The sequence below is a fragment of the Prauserella oleivorans genome (genome assembly GCF_042685745.1).
GTDB classification, from domain to species: Bacteria; Actinomycetota; Actinomycetes; order Mycobacteriales; family Pseudonocardiaceae; genus Prauserella_A; species Prauserella_A oleivorans.
This window is the reverse complement of the sequence record NZ_JBHUNT010000001.1, coordinates 3271934-3292867: the sequence shown is the minus strand read 5'-3', so window position 1 is coordinate 3292867 and position 20934 is coordinate 3271934. Positions and strand designations below refer to the sequence as shown.

Here is a 20934-nt window from a genome sequence, read left to right as displayed (position 1 = left end):
GCCTGCCTCGAGGTCACGGCGGTGGCGGCGGGTGGTGATGCGGTGGCGGTGTCGACGCTGCGGCCAAGACGGACCACCGTCCAGGCCGCCTCGTGGAGTCCGGTGTACGGGTTGTGAGTACGCCATCCGCCCACGGACGAGTCGGTTCGGGGACGGGTCGCTGACGGGGGTGGTGCGAGGAGGAGGACGCGTTGCCCCGGCACGGTGTAGGCGGTGACGGTCGTGATGATGGTGCGTGCGAGCCACCCGGCCAGGCGGGCCGTGCCGGCGAGTTGCTCGCCGTCCGCGCACGGCCACACGGTCGTGCGTCGGGTCGGCCGGGGCAGCGCCCGGGCTCGGCTCGAGCCGGTGGTCCGATGGCGGCCCCGGCTCCGGTGACGTGCGGCCGCGGCGGTCACCGGAAGCGGCGTGGCGTCGCGGCGTCGGTCGACGGGTTTAGGTGTCATGGTGGCCTCCCTGTGAGGCGGCTCGGCAGGGTTTGCGCGGTCACCTCAAAAGGCAGTCAAAACCCCCCTGTTTTGGACACCGAGATCTTGTCTTTCTCGGCGGCTCGCCAGATCGCCCGGCTGGAATCAACAAAACCGCCATTGCCGTTACCCCTTCCCAAGGTGGCGACATACCCGGTTTCGGTCACAGCATGTGTGACGATCTCGCCGCCACGCGATTCACACCCAATCACGAAGAATCTCTCACCGCCCCAAAAGCATCATCTCCAGTCGCTACTGAAATCGCATCAGCACACCAGAAGGCTCTTAAAACTCCAGCTAACAGAGCCATCGATCAGCCGCATCGGGCATCGATCGAAGATCTGCGCACGTGATTTCTGAATCGATCACGCGGACCGCTTTAAGCCCTTTCTCATCGACCGTTCAGCCGTCTTTATGTCCTCGCTCATCATTTCTTCGGCCGACATTGGATTTCCTCGGATGGTCATGTGACCGCACCCTCTGTGGAGTTGAATCTGATGATTTGCGGGAATGCCGAGAGCCAGCGTCAGCACGACCGGGAAGAGCATGAGTGGCTGCCGTTGGATTCGGCCCGGAATTCATTTGCGTGGTTGGTGACGGGGCCGCGTCCACTGTCGGTGAGTGGGCGCCGCTTTCGGGGTCTGCCCAACCGGCCGGTGCCGTTGGACGAACTGCGCGACCGGCTGCTGAATCGCCGCTGTCCCCGCGAGACCCGTGATGCCGTGTGGGCCCATATGGTGCGGCGTTCGCGGCGTGACGGGCCGACCTGGACCGTCGCCTGCGTCGGGATGGCGCTACCGGCCCTCGCGAGGACCGCCCGGTGGCTGGCTGCCCGCTACCGCGGCGAGCGCGCCGATGCGCACGCCGTCGTGTTGAGCGGGTTCCTCGAGGCACTGGCCACGGTCGACATCGCCGACTCCGGCGTGCTCAACCGTCTCATTTGGCGTGCCCGCCAAGTCGGCCAGGCGGCCCTGGAAGAGTCGCTGGACGCGCCGATGCCCGCCGGACTGGGCTTCGGACCGATCGTTCCCCAGGCGCCGTGGGGACACCCCGACCTCGTTCTGGCGCGCGCGGTCGGCGACGAGGTCCTGACCCCGGTCGAAGCGGACGTGATCTCGGCGACCCGCGTCGGCGAGGTGTCGCTCACCGAATGGGCGGCGACGCACGGCACCACGTACTGGGCGGCGTACAAGATGCGACAGCGGGCCGAAGCCCGACTGGTCGACTACCTCCGCGATGACGCGGTCGCCTCGACTCACGACGACCCCGTCGCCGACGCCGCCCTGGCCGCTACCGCACCGACCAGGAGCCCCGCACCAGCCGACGCCCACGCGGATCAGTCACGGGCCGTAAGCGGGCGTCGTCGCAATGGACGACCAGCCTCGACATAGAAATCGTCACGCTTGGTGTCCAAAACCGGCCCCGAAATCCCGCCTTTTGAGGTGCGGGGAGATCCCACCCACCGCCCCGCGAACCTCGACCGACCGGGACTTCGGAGGTGCGCCGATGCGCGTGACACCGTCATCTCCACGGGGCGGCGCGCTCGCTCGCACGGGCACGCCGCCCCGGCCCGCGACCACCCGCCCACGCGCGATACGTCGCCGCGGGGGCTGGCTCCTGGGTGCGCTCGTGGCGGTGCTGCTGGTCGTCACCGCGCCGGCCGCGCACGCGGAAGCCGCCTACGTCCTGGCCCAGGCCTCCAGCGTCACCCAGGTGCTCAACAACGTGCGCGGCTGGCTGATGGGGATCCTGGCGGCGCTGGCCACCGTGTTCCTCACCGTGGGCGGAGTGCGCTACGTCCTCGCGGCGGGCGATCCATCCGAGGTGGAGAAGGCCAAGCAGGCCTTCCGGTCAGCCGGCTGGGGCTATGCGCTCGCCGCGCTGGCCCCGCTGGTCGTGGACATCCTCGCCCGGATCGTGGGGGCGTAGCGCGGTGCGCGCGGACTGTGTTCCCTCGGTCCGACCGCCGCAGGCGTCGGATCCGGCCCCGCCGCACGCTGCTCGTGGCGCAGCCGTCGGCCCACGCCCCCGTGGCGGTGCCCGGCGCGCATTCGCACAGCCGCCCCGGGCCCGACGAGGCCGCCGTCGACGCGTGGCCTGGGTGCTGTTGTCCAGCCTGCTGCTCCTCCTCGGGGCTTCCCTCGCGCTCGCCGCCAAGGCTCAGCCGGCCGGACTCGGTGTGGCTCCTTCTCCAGCCCAGCAGCCCGGCCCCTGCGAGGGCCCGAACCCACCGTCGATCTGCGCCGACGGAATACCGACCATCCCGCCGCCCTCACCGTCGCGCCCCGCGACGCCGTCCCCGCCCCCGACCACGACCGCCCCCGCCACGACGCCACCGGCAACCACCCCGCCGACGACCACGACGACCCAGCCGTGTGTGGGCGAAGACTGCATCCCGCAGCCCACCACCGCCGCACCCGACTCCCCGGATACACGGCAGAACGGGCCCGCCGCTGGTGCGGACGCACCGGATTGCGGGATCACCAACATCTCCGGGTGCCTGGCCAGAGCAGTGCACAACGTGTTTGCCGACATCGTGGAGTCGGCCATCTCCCCGATCCTGGACCTCCTCGGGTATGCCGCTCTGACCACACCCACGCTCGACCAACTGCCCGGTGTCGGAGCGCTGTGGAACAACTCCTGGCAGATCATCCTGGCCAGCTACATCCTGTTCGTCCTCGTCGGCGGCATCGTCGTGATGACCCACGAGACCCTCCAGACCCGATACAGCATCAAGGAAATCGCCCCGCGCCTCGTCGTCGCCTTCGTCGCCTCCGCCCTGTCGCTCTTCGCCGCCGACAAAATGATCCGGCTGGCCAACGCCCTGTCCCGGGCGGTGCTGGGCGACGACATCAACCCGCCCTCCCTCGGCGAGAACCTGCGCGAGGCGGTGGGTAGCGCGCTCACCGGCGGGTTGTTCCTGCTGATCCTCGCCATCGTCCTGGTGGTCATCGGGCTCGGCCTGCTGCTCGTCTACGCCGTCCGCGTAGTGATCACGCTCCTGCTGCTCATCGCGGCCCCGCTGTTTCTGGCATGCCACGCCCTGCCGCACACCGACGGCATCGCACGCTGGTGGTGGCGCGCCTTCAGCCTGACCTTGACGATCCAAATCGCCCAGTCACTGGTGTTGATCACCGCCACCCGCACGTTCCTCAGCGGCGGAATCCAGAGCGGCAAGACCGAACTGTTCTCCACCAGCAGCGCCCTGGGCATGATCATCGCGGCGCTCGCGCTGTTCTACATCCTGTTCAAGATTCCGTTCTGGGCCCTGCGCGCCGCCCAGTTCGGCAACGGGCGCTCGCTGCTCGGTGGACTGGCCAAGACCTACCTGTTCGCGAAGACGCTCGGGTTCCTCGGCGGCAAGTCCGGCCTCGGCAAATCCGCGACCGCCACCACAGCCGCCGCACCGTCCCTTGCCTCGGGGTCCGCATCGGCCGCCGATCCGCCCTGGCCCCGGCAGCCGAGGATCGCGGCGATTCCCCACGCGCTGCACCGCCGTCTGCTCCAGCAACGCGACGCCGAACGCCTCCGGGTCGCCCGCAAGCCGCGCACGCCGCCCGCACAACCCAGGTTCGTGCAGCCGGTCCCCCAAGACCCGCCCCGCGAATCCGCAGCCGGCCACGCCACCCGCAAAGCCGCCATGCCCGAATTCAGCTCCGCGCGCAGCACCCTCCCAGCTCCGCCAGCCGGGGCCGCAAGCACACCGCCCACCCCGCCGCAATTCCGGGCCCCGGGCGCGTCCTCCCGGGACCCGCAACCCCCGCGACCGATCCGGACCGCGGCCGTGCCGACGCACCTGCGCTTCCAGTCTCCGCGTCCCGCGCCGCCGAGCGCGTCCCGCCCACACCGCGCCAGCAGCCCGCCCTTGGCCGCGCGGTTCCGCCCGCCCACACCGGAGCCGCCCTTCCCCGGCAGCCATGTCCGCCCGTCGGCTCCGGCGCCGGTGCGGTTCCACCCACCGCCCCCGCCGCAACCGTCGCAGCCCGATCGTGGAGGTGACCGGCCATGAGCCACAACATCCGCATACCCTCCAATGTGGACCGGGAAGATCGGGTGCTGGCCAACTTTACAGCCCGCCAGGTCCTGATCCTCAGCGTCACGGGGCTGCTGCTGTATAGCCTGTGGTCCGTAACTCGTTCATTCGTGCCGCTCGCTGGCTATCTCGTCGTCGCGATCCCCCTCGGCGCCACGGCCGCCACTCTCGTCCTCGGGCGGCGCGACGGGCTCCCTCTGGATCGGCTGCTGCTGGCCGCGCTCCGGCAGCGGCTGGGTCCCCGTCACCGGGTTGCCGCCCCCGAAGGCATCCGGCCCGCCCCTACATGGCTCAGCAGCCGCACCGACGGCGAGCACGCCGCCGACTCGGCTGCTGACATCGCGCCCGCCCCGTTGCGGTTACCGGCCGACGGGGTCACCGAGGCCGGGGTCGTCGACCTGGGCCTGGACGGGGTCGCCGCGATTCTCGCCGTCTCGACGATCAACTTCCAACTGCGCACTCCCGCGGAGCAGGAGGGGCTGGTCGCGTCGTTCGCGCGGTATCTGCATTCGCTGACCGCCCCGATCCAGGTGCTCATCCGCACCGCGCGGCTCGATCTCTCCGGCCAAATCGCCGAGTTACGGGAGAACGCCGGCGGCCTTCCCCACCCCGCTCTGGAGCACGCCGCGCGCGAGCACGCCGACTACCTCACCCAACTCGGCACGACCACCACCCTGCTGCGCCGGCAGGTGCTGCTGGTGGTGCGGGAACCGCTGCGGTCGACACCCGGTTCCGACGCGCTCACCCGGCACTCGCCGCTTGCCGCGATCCTGGCGAAGCGGAAGACACGCAACAGGGCCGAGCCGGTCAGCGAGGCGACCCGGCAGGCGGCCGAATCCCGACTGGCCAGGCGCCTGGCCGAGGCCAGCGAGATGCTGGCGGCGACCGGGCTGGCCGTTACGCCGCTGGATGCCGGCGCGGCGACCGCGGTGCTGGCCGCGTGCTGCAAGCCCGACTCGCTGATCCCGCCCTCCGCCGAACTGGGGGGCGCCGACGAAGTCATCACCACCGCACCCACCGGCGACACCTGGCCGGACCCGGCCGCCGACCAGCCCGCGCACGAAGGGAGGGAGCACCCGTGATCGACGTCATGCGGCGAAAGGCCCGCGGCACCCTGACCGACGCTCAGCCCGGCCGCGCGGCAGCGTTCACCCCGGACTCGCTGTCGATCAGCTCGCGGTACCTGGAGGTTGGCGGCGAGTACGTGGCCTCCTTCGCGATCACCGGCTATCCCCGTGAGGTCCGCGCGGGGTGGCTGCAGCCACTATTGACCTACCCGGGGCGGCTGGATGTCAGCCTGCACATCGAACCCGTTGACCCCGTCACGGCCGCCGCGCGGCTGCAGCGCCAGCTGGCCAAACTCGAGAGTGGCCGCCGTCGCACCAGCGAGAAGGGGCAATTGCACGATCCCGCGGTGGAAGTGGCCACCGAGGACGCCTACGACCTCAGTGCCCGGGTCGCGCGCGGTGAGGGCAAGCTGTTCAAACTCGGGCTCTACCTCACGGTGCACGCGCCCAGCCGAGCACTGCTCGCCGAGGAGGTCGGCGCCGTGCGCTCGCTGGCCGCCAGCTTGCTGCTCGATGCCCAACCCACCACCTATCGCGCGCTACAGGGGTGGGTCTCGACGCTCCCATTTGCTCTGGACCTCATCGGCATGCGCCGCACGCTGGATACCAGCGCGCTCGCCGCCGGTTTTCCCTTTGTGTCCCCCGACCTGCCGCCGCCCGACCCGGCCTCGGTCAGCGCGCCCTCCGGGGTGCTCTACGGGTTCAACGTCGGTAGCCAGGGCCTGGTGCACCACGACCGGTTCTCCGGCCTGGACAACCACAACAGCGTAATCTTAGGGAGATCAGGAGCAGGAAAGTCCTATTTGGTCAAGCTGGAGCTCCTACGAAACCTGTATCGCGGCATCGAAATCCATGTCGTCGACCACGAAGACGAATACCGGCGGCTCTGCGAGGCGGTCGGCGGCACCTACGTGCACCTCGGCGCCGACAACGTCCGGCTCAATCCGCTAGATCTGCCCATCCACACCCGCCCCGACGGCCAGCGCACGGCACCGCGTGACGCGCTCACCCGCCGGTCGCTGTTCCTGCACACGGTGACCGCGGTACTCCTGGGCACCGAGCTCACCGCACCAGAGCGCTCCGTGCTCGACCGCGCCATCACGGCCACCTACCAGCGAGCGGGTATCACCGCCGACCCCCGAACGTGGGCACGTGGTGCACCGTTGCTCGCCGACCTCGCCCACACTCTTGCGCAGACCGATAACGCGACCGCTCGGGACTTAGCCGGTCGACTGCACCCCTTTGTGGAGGGCAGCTTCTCGGACCTGTTCTCCGGCCCGACGACGACCCGCCCGGAGGGGCATCTCGTGGTCTGGTCACTGAGGGATCTCGCGCCCGAACTCAAGCCGATCGGCACGCTACTGGTGCTGGACCGGTTGTGGCGCCACATATCCCATCCCACGATCCGGCGTCCGCGCATCGTCGTGGTCGACGAGGGCTGGCTGCTCCTGCAGAACCAGACCGGCGCTGAGTTCCTCTTCCGGATGGGAAAATCCTTCCGGAAACACTGGGCCGGCTTGACGCTCGCGACGCAGGATGTCGGCGACGTACTCGGCAGCGAGCTCGGCAAGTCGATCGTCTCCAACAGCGCCACCCAGATCCTCCTGCGGCAGGCACCCCAGGCCATCGACGAGGTCGCGACAACCTTCAACCTCTCAGCCGGGGAGAAGCAATTCCTCCTCAGTGCCGATCAAGGACAAGCGCTGCTCTCCACAGGGAATCAGCGCGTCGCCTTCCAATCCTTGGCCTCGCCCCAAGAACACGTCCTGGTCACGACTTCCCCAGAGTTCCTCGCAACGTTGCCGGAGTCCGAGCGGAACTCCGACGACGTCTACGTCGACATCGCCCTCCCCGACGACGACAACTGCGACGAGCGGCACGTCTCCATCGACCTCGACGCCGGCTAGTTCGCGCGTTCCGGACAACCCGCCGCTGTCCACCAGGAAGGTGCACCGTTCCACCGGCCGGCCCACCGCAGGGGAGCTACGATGCCTTTCTCCCACTCCACCACGCTCGCCAGCCAGGCCGTGCCTGACCTGGCGTCACCACTCGAGGACTACCTCCGCGATCCCGGCGCGGGGCTGCACGCGATCCTCGAGGCCTTCCAGCACTGGCTGTTGTCCTGGGGGCCGATCGTTGGACCGACCGGCGCACTCGCGGCGACCGTCGCCTTCGCCGGCCAACGCTGGTGGCGGCGACGCCGCCATGATCGGATGGCAAAGGACGCGCGCGTGGTGCGCGTCCTCGCCCCGCCCAGCGTCGACCCGGACGGAGCCAGCGCCCTGTACTCCAACGTGGTCGGCCTGCTTCGACCAGGATGGGCGCGACGCCTCCACGGCCAGCCCCACATCGCGTGGGAATACCTCTTCACCAACACCGGGCTCACCGTGCAGATCTGGGTGCCCGGGATCGTGCCGCCGGGCATGGTGGAGCGCGCGATCGAGGCGGCGTGGCCCGGCGCCCACACCCGTACCACACCAGCAACACCACCGATTCCGCCAACCCCGCCACCCGATACGAGCATCGACACGGCCGGAGGCGAGTTGCGGCTCGCGCGCAGCGAAGCCCTGCCCATTCGGTACGACTTCCCCACCGACCCGATCCGCGCCCTCCTCGGCGCCCCGACCGGACTCGCCGCCCACGAACAGGCCGCAGTCCAGATCCTCGCCCGCCCGGTCACCGGCGCCCGCGTCCGCCGCGCCCGCCGCGCCGCCCGCCGGGTACGATCCGGCAGCCCGGTACGACTCCTCAGCCGACTCCTCGACCTGTTGACCCCGCGCACCGGCCTGCGCCGCGCGACGCCCATAGATCCCGTGGTTGATCACCAGACCTCGCTCGCGTGGAACGCCCAAGACCGGGCGATCGTGACCAAACAACGCGGACCACAGTACGAGACCCGGATCCGCTACGCCATCGCCACCACCACGCCCACCGACGCCACCGCGACCGAGCGAGCGGCCATCCGGGACCACGTGCGTGGCCGAGCACACGCCCTCGCCAGCGCCTTCGCGACCTTCACCGAACACAACTACTACCGCAGGGCCAGGCTGCGCCACCCCCTGACAGTGCTGAACGAACGACGCCTCCCCGCCGGCGATCTCCTCTCGATACCCGAACTCGCCGCGCTCGCGCACATCCCCATCGATGACGCGGTTCCCGGGCTCCAGCGCGCGGGAGCCCGGGCCGTCCCGCCCCCACCCGGCATCCCCACCAGCGGCCCGGACATCAAACCGCTCGGCCTGACCGATTCCGGGCACTCCCGGCCAGTGGGACTACGGGCTGCCGACGCTCGCCATCACGTGCACATCCTCGGCGCGACGGGCTCCGGCAAGTCGGAACTGATGGCGCGCATGATCTTGGCCGACGCCAACGCCGGCCGGGGCCTGGTTGTGGTCGATCCCAAAGGTGACCTGATCACCGATGTCCTGACCCGGCTGCCAGCCCGGCTCGGCGAGCGCGTCGCGCTGTTCGACGCCGACAGCCGCGCTCGCCCACCGATACTCAATCCCCTGGAAGGCGCCGACACCGGGCGCACCGTCGACCACCTGGTGTCGATCTTCTCCCGCGTATACGCCGCGAGCTGGGGACCCCGCACCGAAGACGTCCTCCGCTCGGGCCTGCTCACCCTGCGCGCAATACCCGGCACGCCCACGCTCGCGGATCTGCCCAAGCTCCTCGCCGTGCCCGCGTTCCGGCAACGTGCCCTCGACCAGATCGACGACGACGTGCTCCTCGGCTTCTGGAAGTGGTACGACGAACTTTCTGACGCCAGCCGATCCCAGGTCGTCGCCCCGTTGATGAACAAGATCCGCGGACTCTTGCTGCGCCCCTTCGTTCACGCAGCCATCGCCGGCGGACCGTCCACCATCGACATGGACACCGTGCTCGACGGCGGAATCTGTCTAGTCCGCATCTCCAAAGGCGCGTTAGGCATCGACACCGCGCGCCTGATCGGATCCATTGTGGTCGCCCGAGCCTGGCAGGCCGCGACCAACCGTGCCCGCATCCCCCAGCGGCAACGCCACGACGCCGCCCTCTACATCGACGAATGCCACAGCTTTTTGAACCTCGCCTACCCGATCGAGGACATGCTCGCCGAGGCGCGGGGTTACCACATGTCCATCGTGCTCGCACACCAATACCTCCGCCAACTCCCTCGCGAACTCGCGGAAGGCATCTCCAGCAACGCCCGCACAAAGATCATTTTCAACGCCTCCCCCGAGGACGCTCGAGACCTCGCCAGGCACACCCAGCCACGACTGTCTGAACATGACCTCGCCAACCTGGGCGCCTTTCACATCGCAGCACGGCTCGTCGTGGCTGGCGAAGAAGCAGCACCCTTCACCGCACGCACCGAGAAACTGCCCCAAGCCATACCGGGACGCGCCAGGCAGATCCGCAAACTCGCCCGCATCAACACCCGCCCCAGCGTCCCCACCGAGCACCGTGGCGGCGCTCCCCCCGTGCGGCCTGCCGTCGATCCTCGCCGCGCGGCCTGACCCGACCTATTCCACAACTACCAGGAGGTGAGTTTCCATGGCGGTCTCCAATCCCACGCCGCAGCGGGAGCTGCGAGGGCAGCGCCCGCAACGACCGTCTCCTCGGGTCGTCAACAGCGCCGAACATCAAGCCTGGCTGGCCGGTCATCTCACCCCACGCGACCGCTGGCTCGTGCGGATGCTCTACGAGCACAAGGTCTTCACCACACATCAGATCGTCGACCTCGCCTTCCCCAGCCAGCGCGCGGCCAGCCTCCGGCTCATGAGCCTCTACCGCTGGGGTGTGGTCCATCGGTTCCAACCGCACCGGGACCGCGGATCGCACCCCCTGCACTACGTCCTCGACACCGCCGGAGCCGCCCTCCTCGCGCACGAACACGGCATCGACCCGCACGACCTCAACTACCGGCGAGACCGCGAAATCGGCCGCGCGTACTCCCTCCAACTCGCCCACACCGTCGGATGCAACAGCGTCTTCACCACTCTGGTCCGCCAAACACGCCAACGCGGCGTTGGAGAACTGATCTCCTGGTGGTCCGCGGCCCGCTGCGCGCACCACTGGGGCGACATCGTGCGCCCCGACGGATACGGCCGCTGGCGCGAAGCCGGACGAGACGTCGAGTGGTTCATCGAATGGGATTTCGGCACCGAACGCCTGCCACGTCTCGGATTCAAACTCGCCGGATACGAGCGTCTCGCCGAGCACACAGGCATCATCACCCCGGTACTGATCTGGCTGCCGAGCACACGGCGCGAGGCCGGGGCGCGGCGCATACTCGCCGACGCCCTCCGGTCCCTGGACCACCGCGAGCGCGTACCCGTCGCCACCACCGCCACGGACCTCGTCCGGCCCGAACAGGCCCTCGACGCCAACGCCGCTCGCTGGCTACCCCTACAAGGCAAAGCCACCGAAGGCCGGCTCCGGCTCGCGGACCTCTCCACCCGATGGCCACGATCGTCAACAGGAACACCGGATACAACAACATCGGCACGAGACTCCATCGACCTGCCTGATCGTGCGGAGATGCCACCACCGACGCCGACGCCTCCACCCCTGCCGGCGTACCGGCGAAGGCGCTGAGCGCGATGGGGAAACTCGCTGGCGCCTGCGCGGCCATGCTCGCCGTAGTGATCTTCCTCGTCGCGGCAGCAGCGCAAACCTTCGTGCAGACGTTCAGCGGCGGCGAGGGCGCGCCCAGCGCCACCGCGAAGGCGGAGATACCCGCCGAATACCTGGCTCTCTACCAGTACGCCGCGACGGTATGCCCCGGGCTCGACTGGGCAGTACTCGCGGCAGTCGGAAAGATCGAATCAAACCATGGCCAAGCGAACATGCGCGGTGTCCGCAGCGGCGAGAACAACAAGGGCGCCGGCGGCCCCATGCAGTTCCTCCAACCAACCTTCGACGAAGTTATCGCCCGCCACACGCTCCCGCCAGGAGGCCAAACACCACCATCGCGATACGACCCACACGACGCGATCTACGCCGCGGCCTTCTACCTGTGCGACTCCGGCGCCCGCGACGGCGACCTCCGACGAGCCCTCTTCGCCTACAACCACGACGAAGCCTACGTCCAGAACGTCCTCGAACTCGCAACAACCTACCGAGCACGGCCTCCGGTCGGCGAGCTCAAGACCGAATGGCCCATCGAGCGAGCGACGATTCCGGACCCGACTCGCGACGGCGGCTTGATCACCCCGCGCACCAACGCAGTCATCCGCGTGCTGCAGGCGCAAGGCATGGCATCGGGCGGAGCGTCCTGCTGGGATCCACACTCCTGGAACCCCTCATCCGACCATCCGAAAGGCAAAGCCTGCGACGTCTTCTTCCAGCCCGACAACCCCGCGGACGTCGAACGCGGCTGGGGCGTGGCGAACTGGCTCATCGCCCGCCAAGCACACTTCGGCGTGCGCTACCTGATCTGGCAAGGCCAGTACTGGTCCGCCGAGAACCCCACCTGGGTGCCCTATCAATCCAATGTCTACGGCTGCCCCAACCCGGCCAACGTAACCGGATGCCACTACGACCACATCCACATTTCCATGTACTAAAAAGGTGCCATATAGCATCTGATGCGGGTCTGTCAAGAAGCTGGTGTAACTGATCTTGTCGGTTCTACTTCTTGTTCGTGGTCAGGCGTCCGGGGAAGGTGAGCTCGAAAGCGTTCAACGGCGCCTTCCAACGGGCGACCCAGCGTTTGCGCCCAGTGCCGGTGGGATCGAGGCTCATCAACGCTAGGTAGACGCACTTGAGCGCGGCGGCCTCGGTCGGGAAGTGGCCACGGGCCTTGACCGCCCGTCGGATCCGCGCGTTGATCGACTCGATGGCGTTCGTGGTACACACCACGGTGCGGATCTCGGCGTCGAACTGCAAAAACGGCACGAACTCCGCCCAGCTGTTCTCCCATAGCTTGATGATCGCCGGGTAGCGGGCCTCCCACTTGTCACCGAAGGCAGCCAGCGCGTCCAGTGCCGCCGACTCGCTGGGCGCGGTGTAGAGGGGCTTGAGGTCCTTCGCGATCGCCGCCCAGTCCCGCTTGGAGGCGTAGCGGAAGCTGTTGCGCAGGAGGTGGACGACGCAGGTCTGGGTGATCGCTTGCGGCCACACGGTTTCGATGGCCTCGGGCAGGCCCTTGAGTCCGTCGCACACGACGATACACACGTCGGCTGTGCCGCGGTTCTTGATCTCCGAGAGGACCCGCAGCCAGTACTTGGCTCCCTCGCCGTCGCCGTGTTCGCCAGCCCACAGCCCGAGGATGTCGCGGGTGCCCTCCACGGTGACGCCGAGCGCCAGATAGATCGGCCGGTTCGCGACGTTGCCCTCACGGATCTTGACATTCACACAGTCAATGAACACCACCGGATACACCGCATCCAGCGGCCGGTTCTGCCACTCGGCCATGCCGTCCATCACGCGGTCGGTGATGGTGGTGATGGTCTGCTTGGACACCTCGGCGTCGTACACCTCGGCCAGGTGCGCGGCGATCTCACCATGCGTGAGCCCCTTGGCGGACAACGAGATCACCAGATCATCCAGCCCGGTCAGCCGGCGCTGGCCCTTGCCCACCAGTTGCGGCTCGAAACTGCCGTCGCGATCCCGCGGGGTAGCGATCTCCACCGGGCCGGCCTCGGTCAGCACCTTCTTGCCGCGCCGGCCGTTGCGAGAGTTCCCGCCGTTGCGGCCGGCCGGGTCATGCTTGGAATAGCCGAGATGGTCGTCCATCTCGCCTTCCAACGCCGACTCCACCACCTTCTTGGTCAGCATCGCCAGCAGGCCGCCCTCACCGGTCAACTGCAGACCCTCGGCCCGCGCCCGATCCGCCAGCTGCTGCACCAGCTGATCGTCCACTCCATCCGCCATCGCCGGAGCCTTCGCCTCGCCGCCGTTGCCCGTCCCATCAGTCACAGATGTCTCCTTCACCTCAGGAGTTACACCAACGAAATTACAGTCCCTCTGATGCGAGATTCGCACCGTTGAGATAGGGCGGCATCCAGTGTTACGTGCGAGTTCACGCTATCAATGCCGATCGCAATGGCCCTCTTGTGACACGCCTTCTGAACTGGGCACTTATCGTCCCGGACGGCATTTGTTCCTATCTGATGCGAGGATCTCGCATCAGATAGGAGGTGCTGTTGGGGTGGTTCGTCCGGTGGAGATTGAGGGCGCAGCGCATTTGGTGCTGACCGACGCAGTGGTGCCTTTGCACCCGGAGGAGGCGGTGTTCGACGGCATGCTGCTGGGCTGGCGGCGGCAGCAGCGCAGCCGCCTGTTGTCCCCGGGGACGGTGGAGAATCGCGAGTCGATCGTGAAGAGGTTCCAGGCGTTCACGAACGCGTTCCCATGGCAGTGGACGCCGTCCGATGTGGAGGACTGGACCAGTCACCTGTTGTCGGGTCCACGGCCGTTGGTGCATTCCACGATTCGTGGTTACCAGAACCAGGTGGCCATGTTCTGCTCGTACGTGACCGATCCGCGCTATGGCTGGACCGAACAGTGCGAGCGGCGGTTCGGCGCGCATCCAGCGCAGATTTGCACCGAGTGGAACATCGCCAGCCACAGTGCCCCTTATGAGGGCCGCCCGGAGATGCGGGCGCTGTCGCGCACGGAGTTGCAGGACTTCTTCGACTACGCCGACGACCAGGTCGCCCATGCCCAGGCGCGGGGCCGCAAGGGCTGGCTCACCGCATTCCGCGACGCCACCGTCTTCAAGGTCTGCTACGGGTGGGGCTTGCGCCGGCGGGAGACGGCGATGCTCGATCTGCTGGACTTCGGCCGTAACCCGAATGCCCCGCAGTTCGGCGAGCTCGGCGCGTGCTACGTGCGCTATGGCAAGGCGCTGAAAGGATCGCCGCCGCGGCGGCGGACGGTGTGGACGGTGTGGGACTGGACCGTCGAAGCGTTGCGTGAGTACGTCGCCGAGGTGCGCCCGCTGTTCGGGGTGGGCAAGCGGCAGCTGTTGTGGCCTACGGAGCGCGGCGCTCGCCTCGCGCCGCGCGACATCACGCGCCGGTTCGCCGCTTACCGCGAGGATCTTGGTCTCGACCCGATCCTGCACCCGCACTGCCTGCGTCACTCCTACATCACGCATCTGATCGAGGACGGCGCGGACCCGTTCTTCGTGCAGTCCCAGGCCGGGCACGCTTGGGGCAGCACCACCGCGCTCTACACCAACGTCGGATCGGACTACATGAACAGCGCTTTACGGGACGTCCTGCAGTGCAAGCTGGCCGACGGCACGGAGGGTGGCGCACGATGACCCGGTCCATCGGCTATCGCTGGCATCTGCGTGAACTGATGGCCAAGGCCGGAATGTTCTCCACCACCGAGCTGCAGCCCCATCTGGCCGACCGAGGGATCGAGCTATCCGCCTCCCAGGTCCACCGCCTGGTCACCGGCACCCCGGAGCGACTCAGCCTGCCCGTGCTCGCCGCGCTGTGCGACATCCTGGACTGCGCACCGGGCGACCTCGTCGAGCCGTACGTGGACGCCAGGACCGGCAAGGTCCGCAAAGTGGCCGGGCAGCGTGTCACACCGTCCGCGCCACGCGAACGGGGCCTGCGCCCCACCCGGGCGCGGATCGTCGACCGGGATGAGACGTGATCCCACCAGGCGATGCCAGCATCACGTAGCGGCCACCGGGTTGCGGTCTGCGGCACGTGCGGCCAGCTCAAGCCGGTTCACGGCCTTGACGGCGGGGCACCTCGCTGCCAATCGTGTCAGCACAAGTCCCGCAGCACGGCATGCGCCGGATGTGGCCGGATCCGTCCGTTCAACATCAGCAGGATCGACGGCAAGCCGTACTGTCGCGGCTGCCGAGCTCGCAACCACCTCAAGGAATGCGCCGGCTGTGGGCACATGCGCCCAGTCAACGCGCGCGATGACGATGGCCGCGGCTTCTGCGGCAGCTGCTATCGAAGCCAGGGCCTGGCACCACGTGAGAAATGCACGGGCTGCGGCACCGCCGCCATCATCGTCTCTCGCCGCGACGACACTGCGTTGTGCGGCAAGTGCTACCGCCATCCCGAGCGCAGATGCGGGATATGCGGCCGCATCCGCAGGGTGGGACTTCGCGCCACTGCCACCAGCCCGGACATCTGCCGTTCCTGCTTTCAGGCCCCCGAGATCATCTGCTCGCTCTGTGGTGACATCGCGCTCGGGCGGCGGTCCACCGCTAACGGCAAGCCGATGTGCTTTCGGTGCCAGGCCACCCAACGCGTCGACGCCGCCCTCACCGGCCCAGACGGCACCATCCCCGCACCCTTGAAGCCTGTGAGGGACGCCATCGTCTCCGCCGAGAAACCGCGTTCAGTCCTGAACAACTTCACGCGCAACAAGGGCCTCGCCCTGCTGAGCAGCATCGCCCGCGGCGAACGGCCACTGTCCCACGACTGTCTCGACGCGCAGGCGGGTCTCTGGTCGGTCGAACACCTCCGCACGCTCCTCGTCGCCGCCGGTGCACTTCCGGAACGGGACGAGAACCTGGCCCGCTTGCAGCGCTTCGTCAACGAACTCGTCGACGGCGTCGCGCACCCCGGCGACCGGCGTCTGCTCCACGCGTTCGCCCGCTGGCACGTCATCCCACGACTACGCCACCGCTACCCCCAACAACCCGTGCCTGAAAACGCTGCCCACGGCTGCCGCGACCAACTCACCGCAGCGCTCCGGTTCCTCAGCTTCCTGCGCAAACGATCCCGCCAGCTGGATAACTGTCGCCAGGCCGACCTCGACGCGTGGTTCGACACCCAACGCCAGCACATCAGTGCGTCGAGCAAGGCTTTTCTCCGTTGGGCTCGAGAACGCGACAGACTGAGCCGAGCCCTCACTATCCCTGTCGGGCGGCCCAGCTCGCCCAAGTTATTCAGCGCCGCCGACGAGCGCTGGGCGCACGCACGCTCCCTGCTGCACGACGACGACACGGCCAGCGTTCCCGATCGCGTCGCAGCCTGCCTCATCCTCCTCTACGCCCAGCCCGTCACCCACATCGCCGCCCTCACCACCGAGCACATCCACCAGGCCGACAACGGTACCGTCCAGCTCAAGCTCGGCCACGCCAGCCTCGCCGTGCTACCCGCGCTCGGCCGACTCCTCACCCAGCTGCCTTGTGAACTACCCCAAGGAACCGCCCGCAACCTCGCCCACGGGACATGGCTCTTCCCCGGCCGACGACCCGGCCACCACCTACACGCCCACAGCCTCTCGGCCCGCATCCGCACACTTGGCGTCGATCCCCGACCCGACCGCAACAGCGCACTTCTCGAGCTCGCACGCGAACTCCCACCCGCAGTCGTCGGGAAACTACTCGGACTCCACCCCGGCACCGCCGCCAAGTGGGCAGAGATCGCCGGCAGCAGCTGGGCCCGCTACGCCGCCACCCACCAGCTCCACCACTGACTTTGTCCGTCAGTTGTGACCGCGTTTCTCTGTGTCCAGGGACCCACCAGGCGAGCACTCGTGCCACGAACAAGGTCAGCCGCACGATGGATTTGTTCGTCTGTTGATCGCATCGCGATGTTGGACCGACGTAGCACTTCACGTCACAACACTCGTTCTGCACCCGCTGCCTGCCGAAGCTGGGTAGTGAGGGCTTGGCTCGCATTCCGCACACGGGTAACGTCGGCCGACTTGGAATCGACATAGTACTCGCCATGCTCAGTCGCTGGACCGTCTTGTTGAAGGTTCCATGACAGGGCGTCCCAGGCCACAATAAGCGCGTCCCAATGCTCCACCAGTCCGAGGGGTGCAATGAGACCGAGTCGTGCGCTGATCAGGTCCCGATGGGGCATACTTGGCCAGGTGTACCGCTGGCGATACGCGGGGTCCTCAACGGTCTCGTCCAGACGGCCTTGAACCGCGCGCAAGTAAACCATCGCGTCGGCGTAGGCCGCGATCCGCTCATCCCGCAGCTTAGAGCGTGTCTCGTTTGGTTCTCTGTTGTTGCGCTGTCATGATCTTGCGCTGTGATCGACTCGCTGTCGCAACGGTTGGTGCCCGACGAACTGTGGGCGTTGGTGGAACCGCTGATCCCACCGGCGAAGGAGCGTCCGCAGGGTGGCGGCCGGGCGCGGAGGGATCCACGGGCGGTGTTCACGGCCATCGTGTTCGTGCTGACCAGCGGGTGTGCGTGGCGGCACCTGCCGCCGTCGTTCGGGGTGTCGGTACCCACGGCGCATCGGACGTTCACCGAGTGGACCGAGGCCGGGTTATGGAGACAGGTGCACCAGGCGGTGCTGGACGAACTGGGTGGCCAAGGCATGATCGACTGGTCACGTGCGGTCCTGGACGGAGCATCCGTCAGGGCCAAAAAGGGGGCGGTCTGACCGGTCCGAGCCCGGTCGATCGCGGCAAGCCCGGTTCGAAGATCCACGTGCTGTCTGATCGGGCCGGCTTGCCCTTGACGGTCGGGATCTCCGCGGCCAACACCCACGACAGCCACGCGCTCAAGCCTCTGGTCAACGCGCTGCCGGCAATCCGATCCCGCCGGGGACCCCGGCGCCGGAAACCGGCCAAACTGCACGCGGACAAGGCCTACGACATCCCCGCCCTGCGCGACTGGCTGCGTCAGCGCCGCATCATCCCACGTATCGCCCGCAAAGACATCGAATCCGCCGAGAAACTCGGCCAACACCGCTGGGTGATCGAACGGTCCATCGCCTGGCTAACCGGCTACCGGCGACTGACCATCCGCTACGAACACAAACCCAGCCACTACCTCGCCTTCCTCACCCTGGGCGCCGCCATCACCTGCCACAAGAAACTCACCAAATGAGACACGCTCTTAGTCGCAAAGTTGCGCTTGGAAGCTATGTGGCCCTGGATGAACGGCACCCCAATTGCCGTAGACATAGTGGCGAGAAGGCCGATGACAGCGGTGATCGCGGTGGCATCCATATAAGGCAGCCTAGCGATCAGAGCGCCCAATGCGCCTGCACCGACCGCACGCGCCCTAAGCACGCGTCCAGAGTCAACTGGCCAAGCTCAGTTCCGAGCGCGTTCGACTGGCTCGTTTGTGCTGGACGAGACCGTGCGACTTGCGCTTTTACAGGATTGGATATCGCGGGTGCCAGAACGAGATTCCCCCAGGGGTGCAACTGAACTCGCTTATCGCGCCCACCACGGAGCGAGCTTCCGAAGGTGACTGCGCACGGCGTCGATATACGCAGCCTCGCGTGTCGTCAATTCGCTGAGGTCGACAAGCATTGCAGGGATGTTCATCGCACTATCGGAGTCGTTCGCCGGCGCATCCCACGCTTCATGCATTGCATTCCCGGCTGTGCTTCGAACCTGCTTTACCAACTCGGCGTATGCCTTCCCGACTTGTTCGGATTCAGCGGCGGTCCAGGCAAGGTGATAGGCAAGGCTTGCTTGTATTTCGCGGAGCGCTTCGGACAGTCTAATGCGTTCTTCGCCGGGGGTGTCGGCGCGGCGCCGCCGGATAGCGTAGGGGAACTCCTTGTAGGCGGTGTATGCCGCGAACGCTTCGGCGAAGGTGGTATGGATCCGGTTGCGTTCCTCTTCGCGGGTTCTCCTGCGGGCCAGCCAGATATTGATGGCTGCGGTGATGAGGGCGGCGAGAAACGCACCGGATAACACTGCGGTCACCAGCACGCCAGGGCCACACACTGAGGTTGACGTGGCTCCGCCCTGACCAGGCGTCGGTGTGCTGGCGGTTACCGTCATGGCGGTCACGTCGGTTGGGCCTGTTGCGGGCCAGCTGGCGTTGAATGTCGGGCTCGGCGGCGTGGGCGTGATTGGGCTGTGTGTCATGCGGCCTCTGCGTCGGTCCTGCTTGTCGTGATGGGCGTGAGACGGTGCCGGGCTTCTTCGCCGGGCCACTCGCCAGTGAGGTGCCACCATTCTTCACGGAGGAGGTGAGCCACGATGTGTCCGAGAAGTGCCACTGGTCCGTTCCCGCGGGTCCATCGCTGTTCTGCCGGGTCGCCGGGGTACCACATGCAGAGTGAGCCATCCGAGTACCGGTGGGGAGAGTCTGACGGTCGGTCCGTGTAGACGTGCGGGACGGTGGGCGCTGCCGGGCCGAAGACAACCGTAACTGTCTGGTCCGGCACGTCAGGGATACACAGTTGGACGGCGAGGGCGAAGCCGCCTCGATGACGTCGTGGTGGGCGCACCATGTGCACCGCGAGGCCGCACGCGGCGAGCTGGCGCTGGAAGAGGACGCGCGGGGCCGGCCTGGCGTACCAGGCCGGTATTCGCCACGCTGGTGCGCGCCTCACTCCACGGGCTCCGCGGTGCCGTATGCCCGTGTGGGACGTACCAGGCTAGACGGGCCGCTCAGCCCCAGGGTGGCCGTAGCCACTGGGATGTTGCGGCGCAGGGCAGCGACCTTGCCTGCCAAACCGCTGGGCGTCGGATCGTCAACGTAGTTGTAGAAGACGCGGGACAGGGCGGAGAGCACCGCGTCTCGGTCATCGTCGTGCTCCAGAGCTTCGGTGACCGCATTGGTTGCCGTGCTGAGCCGCTTGGCCGCGGTCGAGCGCGGCACCAGCAGTTTCACGTTGGGCGATACTCCTGCCGGATCGGGGGTAGCCTGGCCAGCATCGACGCGGGCGGCAGCGCTGGCCAGCACGGACTTCAACGCCGTCGCCACTCCCATGCCGGGCGTGATGAACTCCCAGGCCCAAACCGTGAGGTTGTGGGAGGAGAAGCCGGGCTGGTTGTATTGCTTGTTCCATGCCTTGAGCAGGCGGACCACGCGGCGGCGGGTGCGGCGCAGCGACTGGCTGCCGGCGGTGAACAGTTCGACGTGGCGCTCGGGGTGCGATGCCTCCCAAGTGTTCGCCTTAAGGTTCGGGATCCACAGGCCCGAACCCTCTTTGCGGGTCAACGCCACAACCAGGTCTACGGTGGGGTCCTGGTCGTCAATGGGCTGACCGAAGGAGATCTTCGGACCGCGCTTGGACGTGCTGCAGCGGGCTTTCGGGTACACCTCGCGCACCGCCGGGCCAAGCAGTGCACACAGGTCCTCGGTGATCTTTGATGGGGTTTCACCGCCGCCTTCGGGGCCGAGGTCGGGATAGACGCGACGGTCGAGCACGAGCCCGCCATCGCCGTCGCCGACTGGATGGATGAAGGTGTGCTGCGGTAGAGAACCGCTCCGATAGGTACGGAGCGCTCCGGGGAACGTTTCGGCCGCAGAACGGACCAGTGCCAGCCGAGTACGTGCCTCGGCCAAGGGCTCCGCGTGCGCATCGATCTGGCCGCGGATCTCGTTAAGTGCGTCTTCGGTGTAACCCATTCGTGTACTCGCTCGGGGTTGGGCGTCGGGGACGCCGTGTCACCCAGCCAGGGCTGGGTGAGCCGCAGGTTGGCGGCTCACCCCTGTCTGACGTCACACCGTGTGAATCGT

Annotated in this window: 15 protein-coding genes; 12 read left to right on the top strand and 3 right to left on the bottom strand. The window is 67.6% G+C overall.

The features are described 5' to 3' along the window. The first annotated feature begins 949 nt into the window (after positions 1-949). The 8 genes from ACFSZT_RS16150 to ACFSZT_RS16115 all read left to right on the top strand — a co-directional run bounded on the left by ACFSZT_RS16150 (position 950) and on the right by ACFSZT_RS16115 (position 12118). A complete protein-coding gene (locus ACFSZT_RS16150) occupies positions 950-1858 on the top strand; it encodes a hypothetical protein (RefSeq protein ID WP_377478294.1) in 909 nt (302 codons plus the stop codon). A 121-nt stretch (positions 1859-1979) separates the two neighbouring features. Further along, positions 1980-2396 (top strand): pilin, encoded by a 417-nt coding sequence (locus ACFSZT_RS16145; RefSeq protein ID WP_377390253.1) that lies wholly within the window; start codon positions 1980-1982, stop codon positions 2394-2396. A 592-nt stretch (positions 2397-2988) separates the two neighbouring features. Further along, complete coding sequence (locus ACFSZT_RS16140; RefSeq protein ID WP_377390251.1) at positions 2989-4476, top strand: hypothetical protein; 1488 nt, start codon at positions 2989-2991, stop codon at positions 4474-4476. Next, entirely contained in the window at positions 4473-5582 is a 1110-nt protein-coding gene (locus ACFSZT_RS16135) for a PrgI family protein (RefSeq protein ID WP_377390249.1), read from the top strand. The genes ACFSZT_RS16140 and ACFSZT_RS16135 overlap by 4 nt, the downstream gene beginning before the upstream one ends. 8 nt (positions 5583-5590) lie before the next feature. Further along, positions 5591-7474, top strand: a complete 1884-nt coding sequence (locus ACFSZT_RS16130; RefSeq protein WP_377390401.1) for a VirB4 family type IV secretion system protein — start codon at positions 5591-5593, stop codon at positions 7472-7474. 81 nt (positions 7475-7555) lie between these two features. Continuing rightward, entirely contained in the window at positions 7556-10066 is a 2511-nt protein-coding gene (locus tag ACFSZT_RS16125) for a type IV secretory system conjugative DNA transfer family protein (RefSeq protein WP_377390247.1), read from the top strand. A gap of 37 nt (positions 10067-10103) precedes the next feature. Then, positions 10104-11147, top strand: a complete 1044-nt coding sequence (locus ACFSZT_RS16120) for a replication-relaxation family protein (protein WP_377390246.1) — start codon at positions 10104-10106, stop codon at positions 11145-11147. A gap of 47 nt (positions 11148-11194) precedes the next feature. Continuing rightward, positions 11195-12118: a lytic transglycosylase domain-containing protein gene (locus tag ACFSZT_RS16115; RefSeq protein ID WP_377390244.1), complete on the top strand. Its 924-nt coding sequence runs from the start codon at positions 11195-11197 to the stop codon at positions 12116-12118. Between the two features lie 64 nt (positions 12119-12182). Here the strand turns inward: ACFSZT_RS16115 and ACFSZT_RS16110 are convergent, their stop codons facing one another. Beyond that, the gene (locus ACFSZT_RS16110; protein ID WP_110341587.1) at positions 12183-13427 is read right to left on the bottom strand and encodes an IS256 family transposase; all 1245 of its coding nucleotides are present in this window, start codon (positions 13425-13427) and stop codon (positions 12183-12185) included. Between the two features lie 289 nt (positions 13428-13716). On the opposite strand from ACFSZT_RS16110, the gene ACFSZT_RS16105 reads away from it, so the two are divergent. From ACFSZT_RS16105 to ACFSZT_RS16090, 4 genes are all read left to right on the top strand, one after another. Continuing rightward, on the top strand, positions 13717-14823 hold the full coding sequence (locus ACFSZT_RS16105) for a tyrosine-type recombinase/integrase (protein ID WP_377393979.1): 1107 nt from the start codon (positions 13717-13719) through the stop codon (positions 14821-14823). After that, the gene (locus ACFSZT_RS16100) at positions 14820-15167 is read left to right on the top strand and encodes a helix-turn-helix domain-containing protein (RefSeq protein WP_377393981.1); all 348 of its coding nucleotides are present in this window, start codon (positions 14820-14822) and stop codon (positions 15165-15167) included. Before ACFSZT_RS16105 ends, ACFSZT_RS16100 begins: the two co-directional genes overlap by 4 nt. 255 nt (positions 15168-15422) lie before the next feature. Further along, on the top strand, positions 15423-16958 hold the full coding sequence (locus ACFSZT_RS16095) for a hypothetical protein (RefSeq protein WP_377393983.1): 1536 nt from the start codon (positions 15423-15425) through the stop codon (positions 16956-16958). Positions 16959-17536: 578 nt separating this feature from the next. Then, a protein-coding gene (locus tag ACFSZT_RS16090; protein WP_377478383.1) for an IS5 family transposase occupies positions 17537-18333 on the top strand; the annotation gives its coding sequence in 2 pieces (ribosomal slippage) (positions 17537-17867 and positions 17867-18333; 798 coding nt in all). Between the two features lie 332 nt (positions 18334-18665). On the opposite strand, the gene ACFSZT_RS16085 is transcribed toward ACFSZT_RS16090, so the two are convergent. Then, entirely contained in the window at positions 18666-19172 is a 507-nt protein-coding gene (locus tag ACFSZT_RS16085; RefSeq protein WP_377390414.1) for a hypothetical protein, read from the bottom strand. A 625-nt stretch (positions 19173-19797) separates the two neighbouring features. Next, positions 19798-20823: a hypothetical protein gene (locus ACFSZT_RS16080; protein WP_377390416.1), complete on the bottom strand. Its 1026-nt coding sequence runs from the start codon at positions 20821-20823 to the stop codon at positions 19798-19800. Positions 20824-20934: the final 111 nt, after the last annotated feature.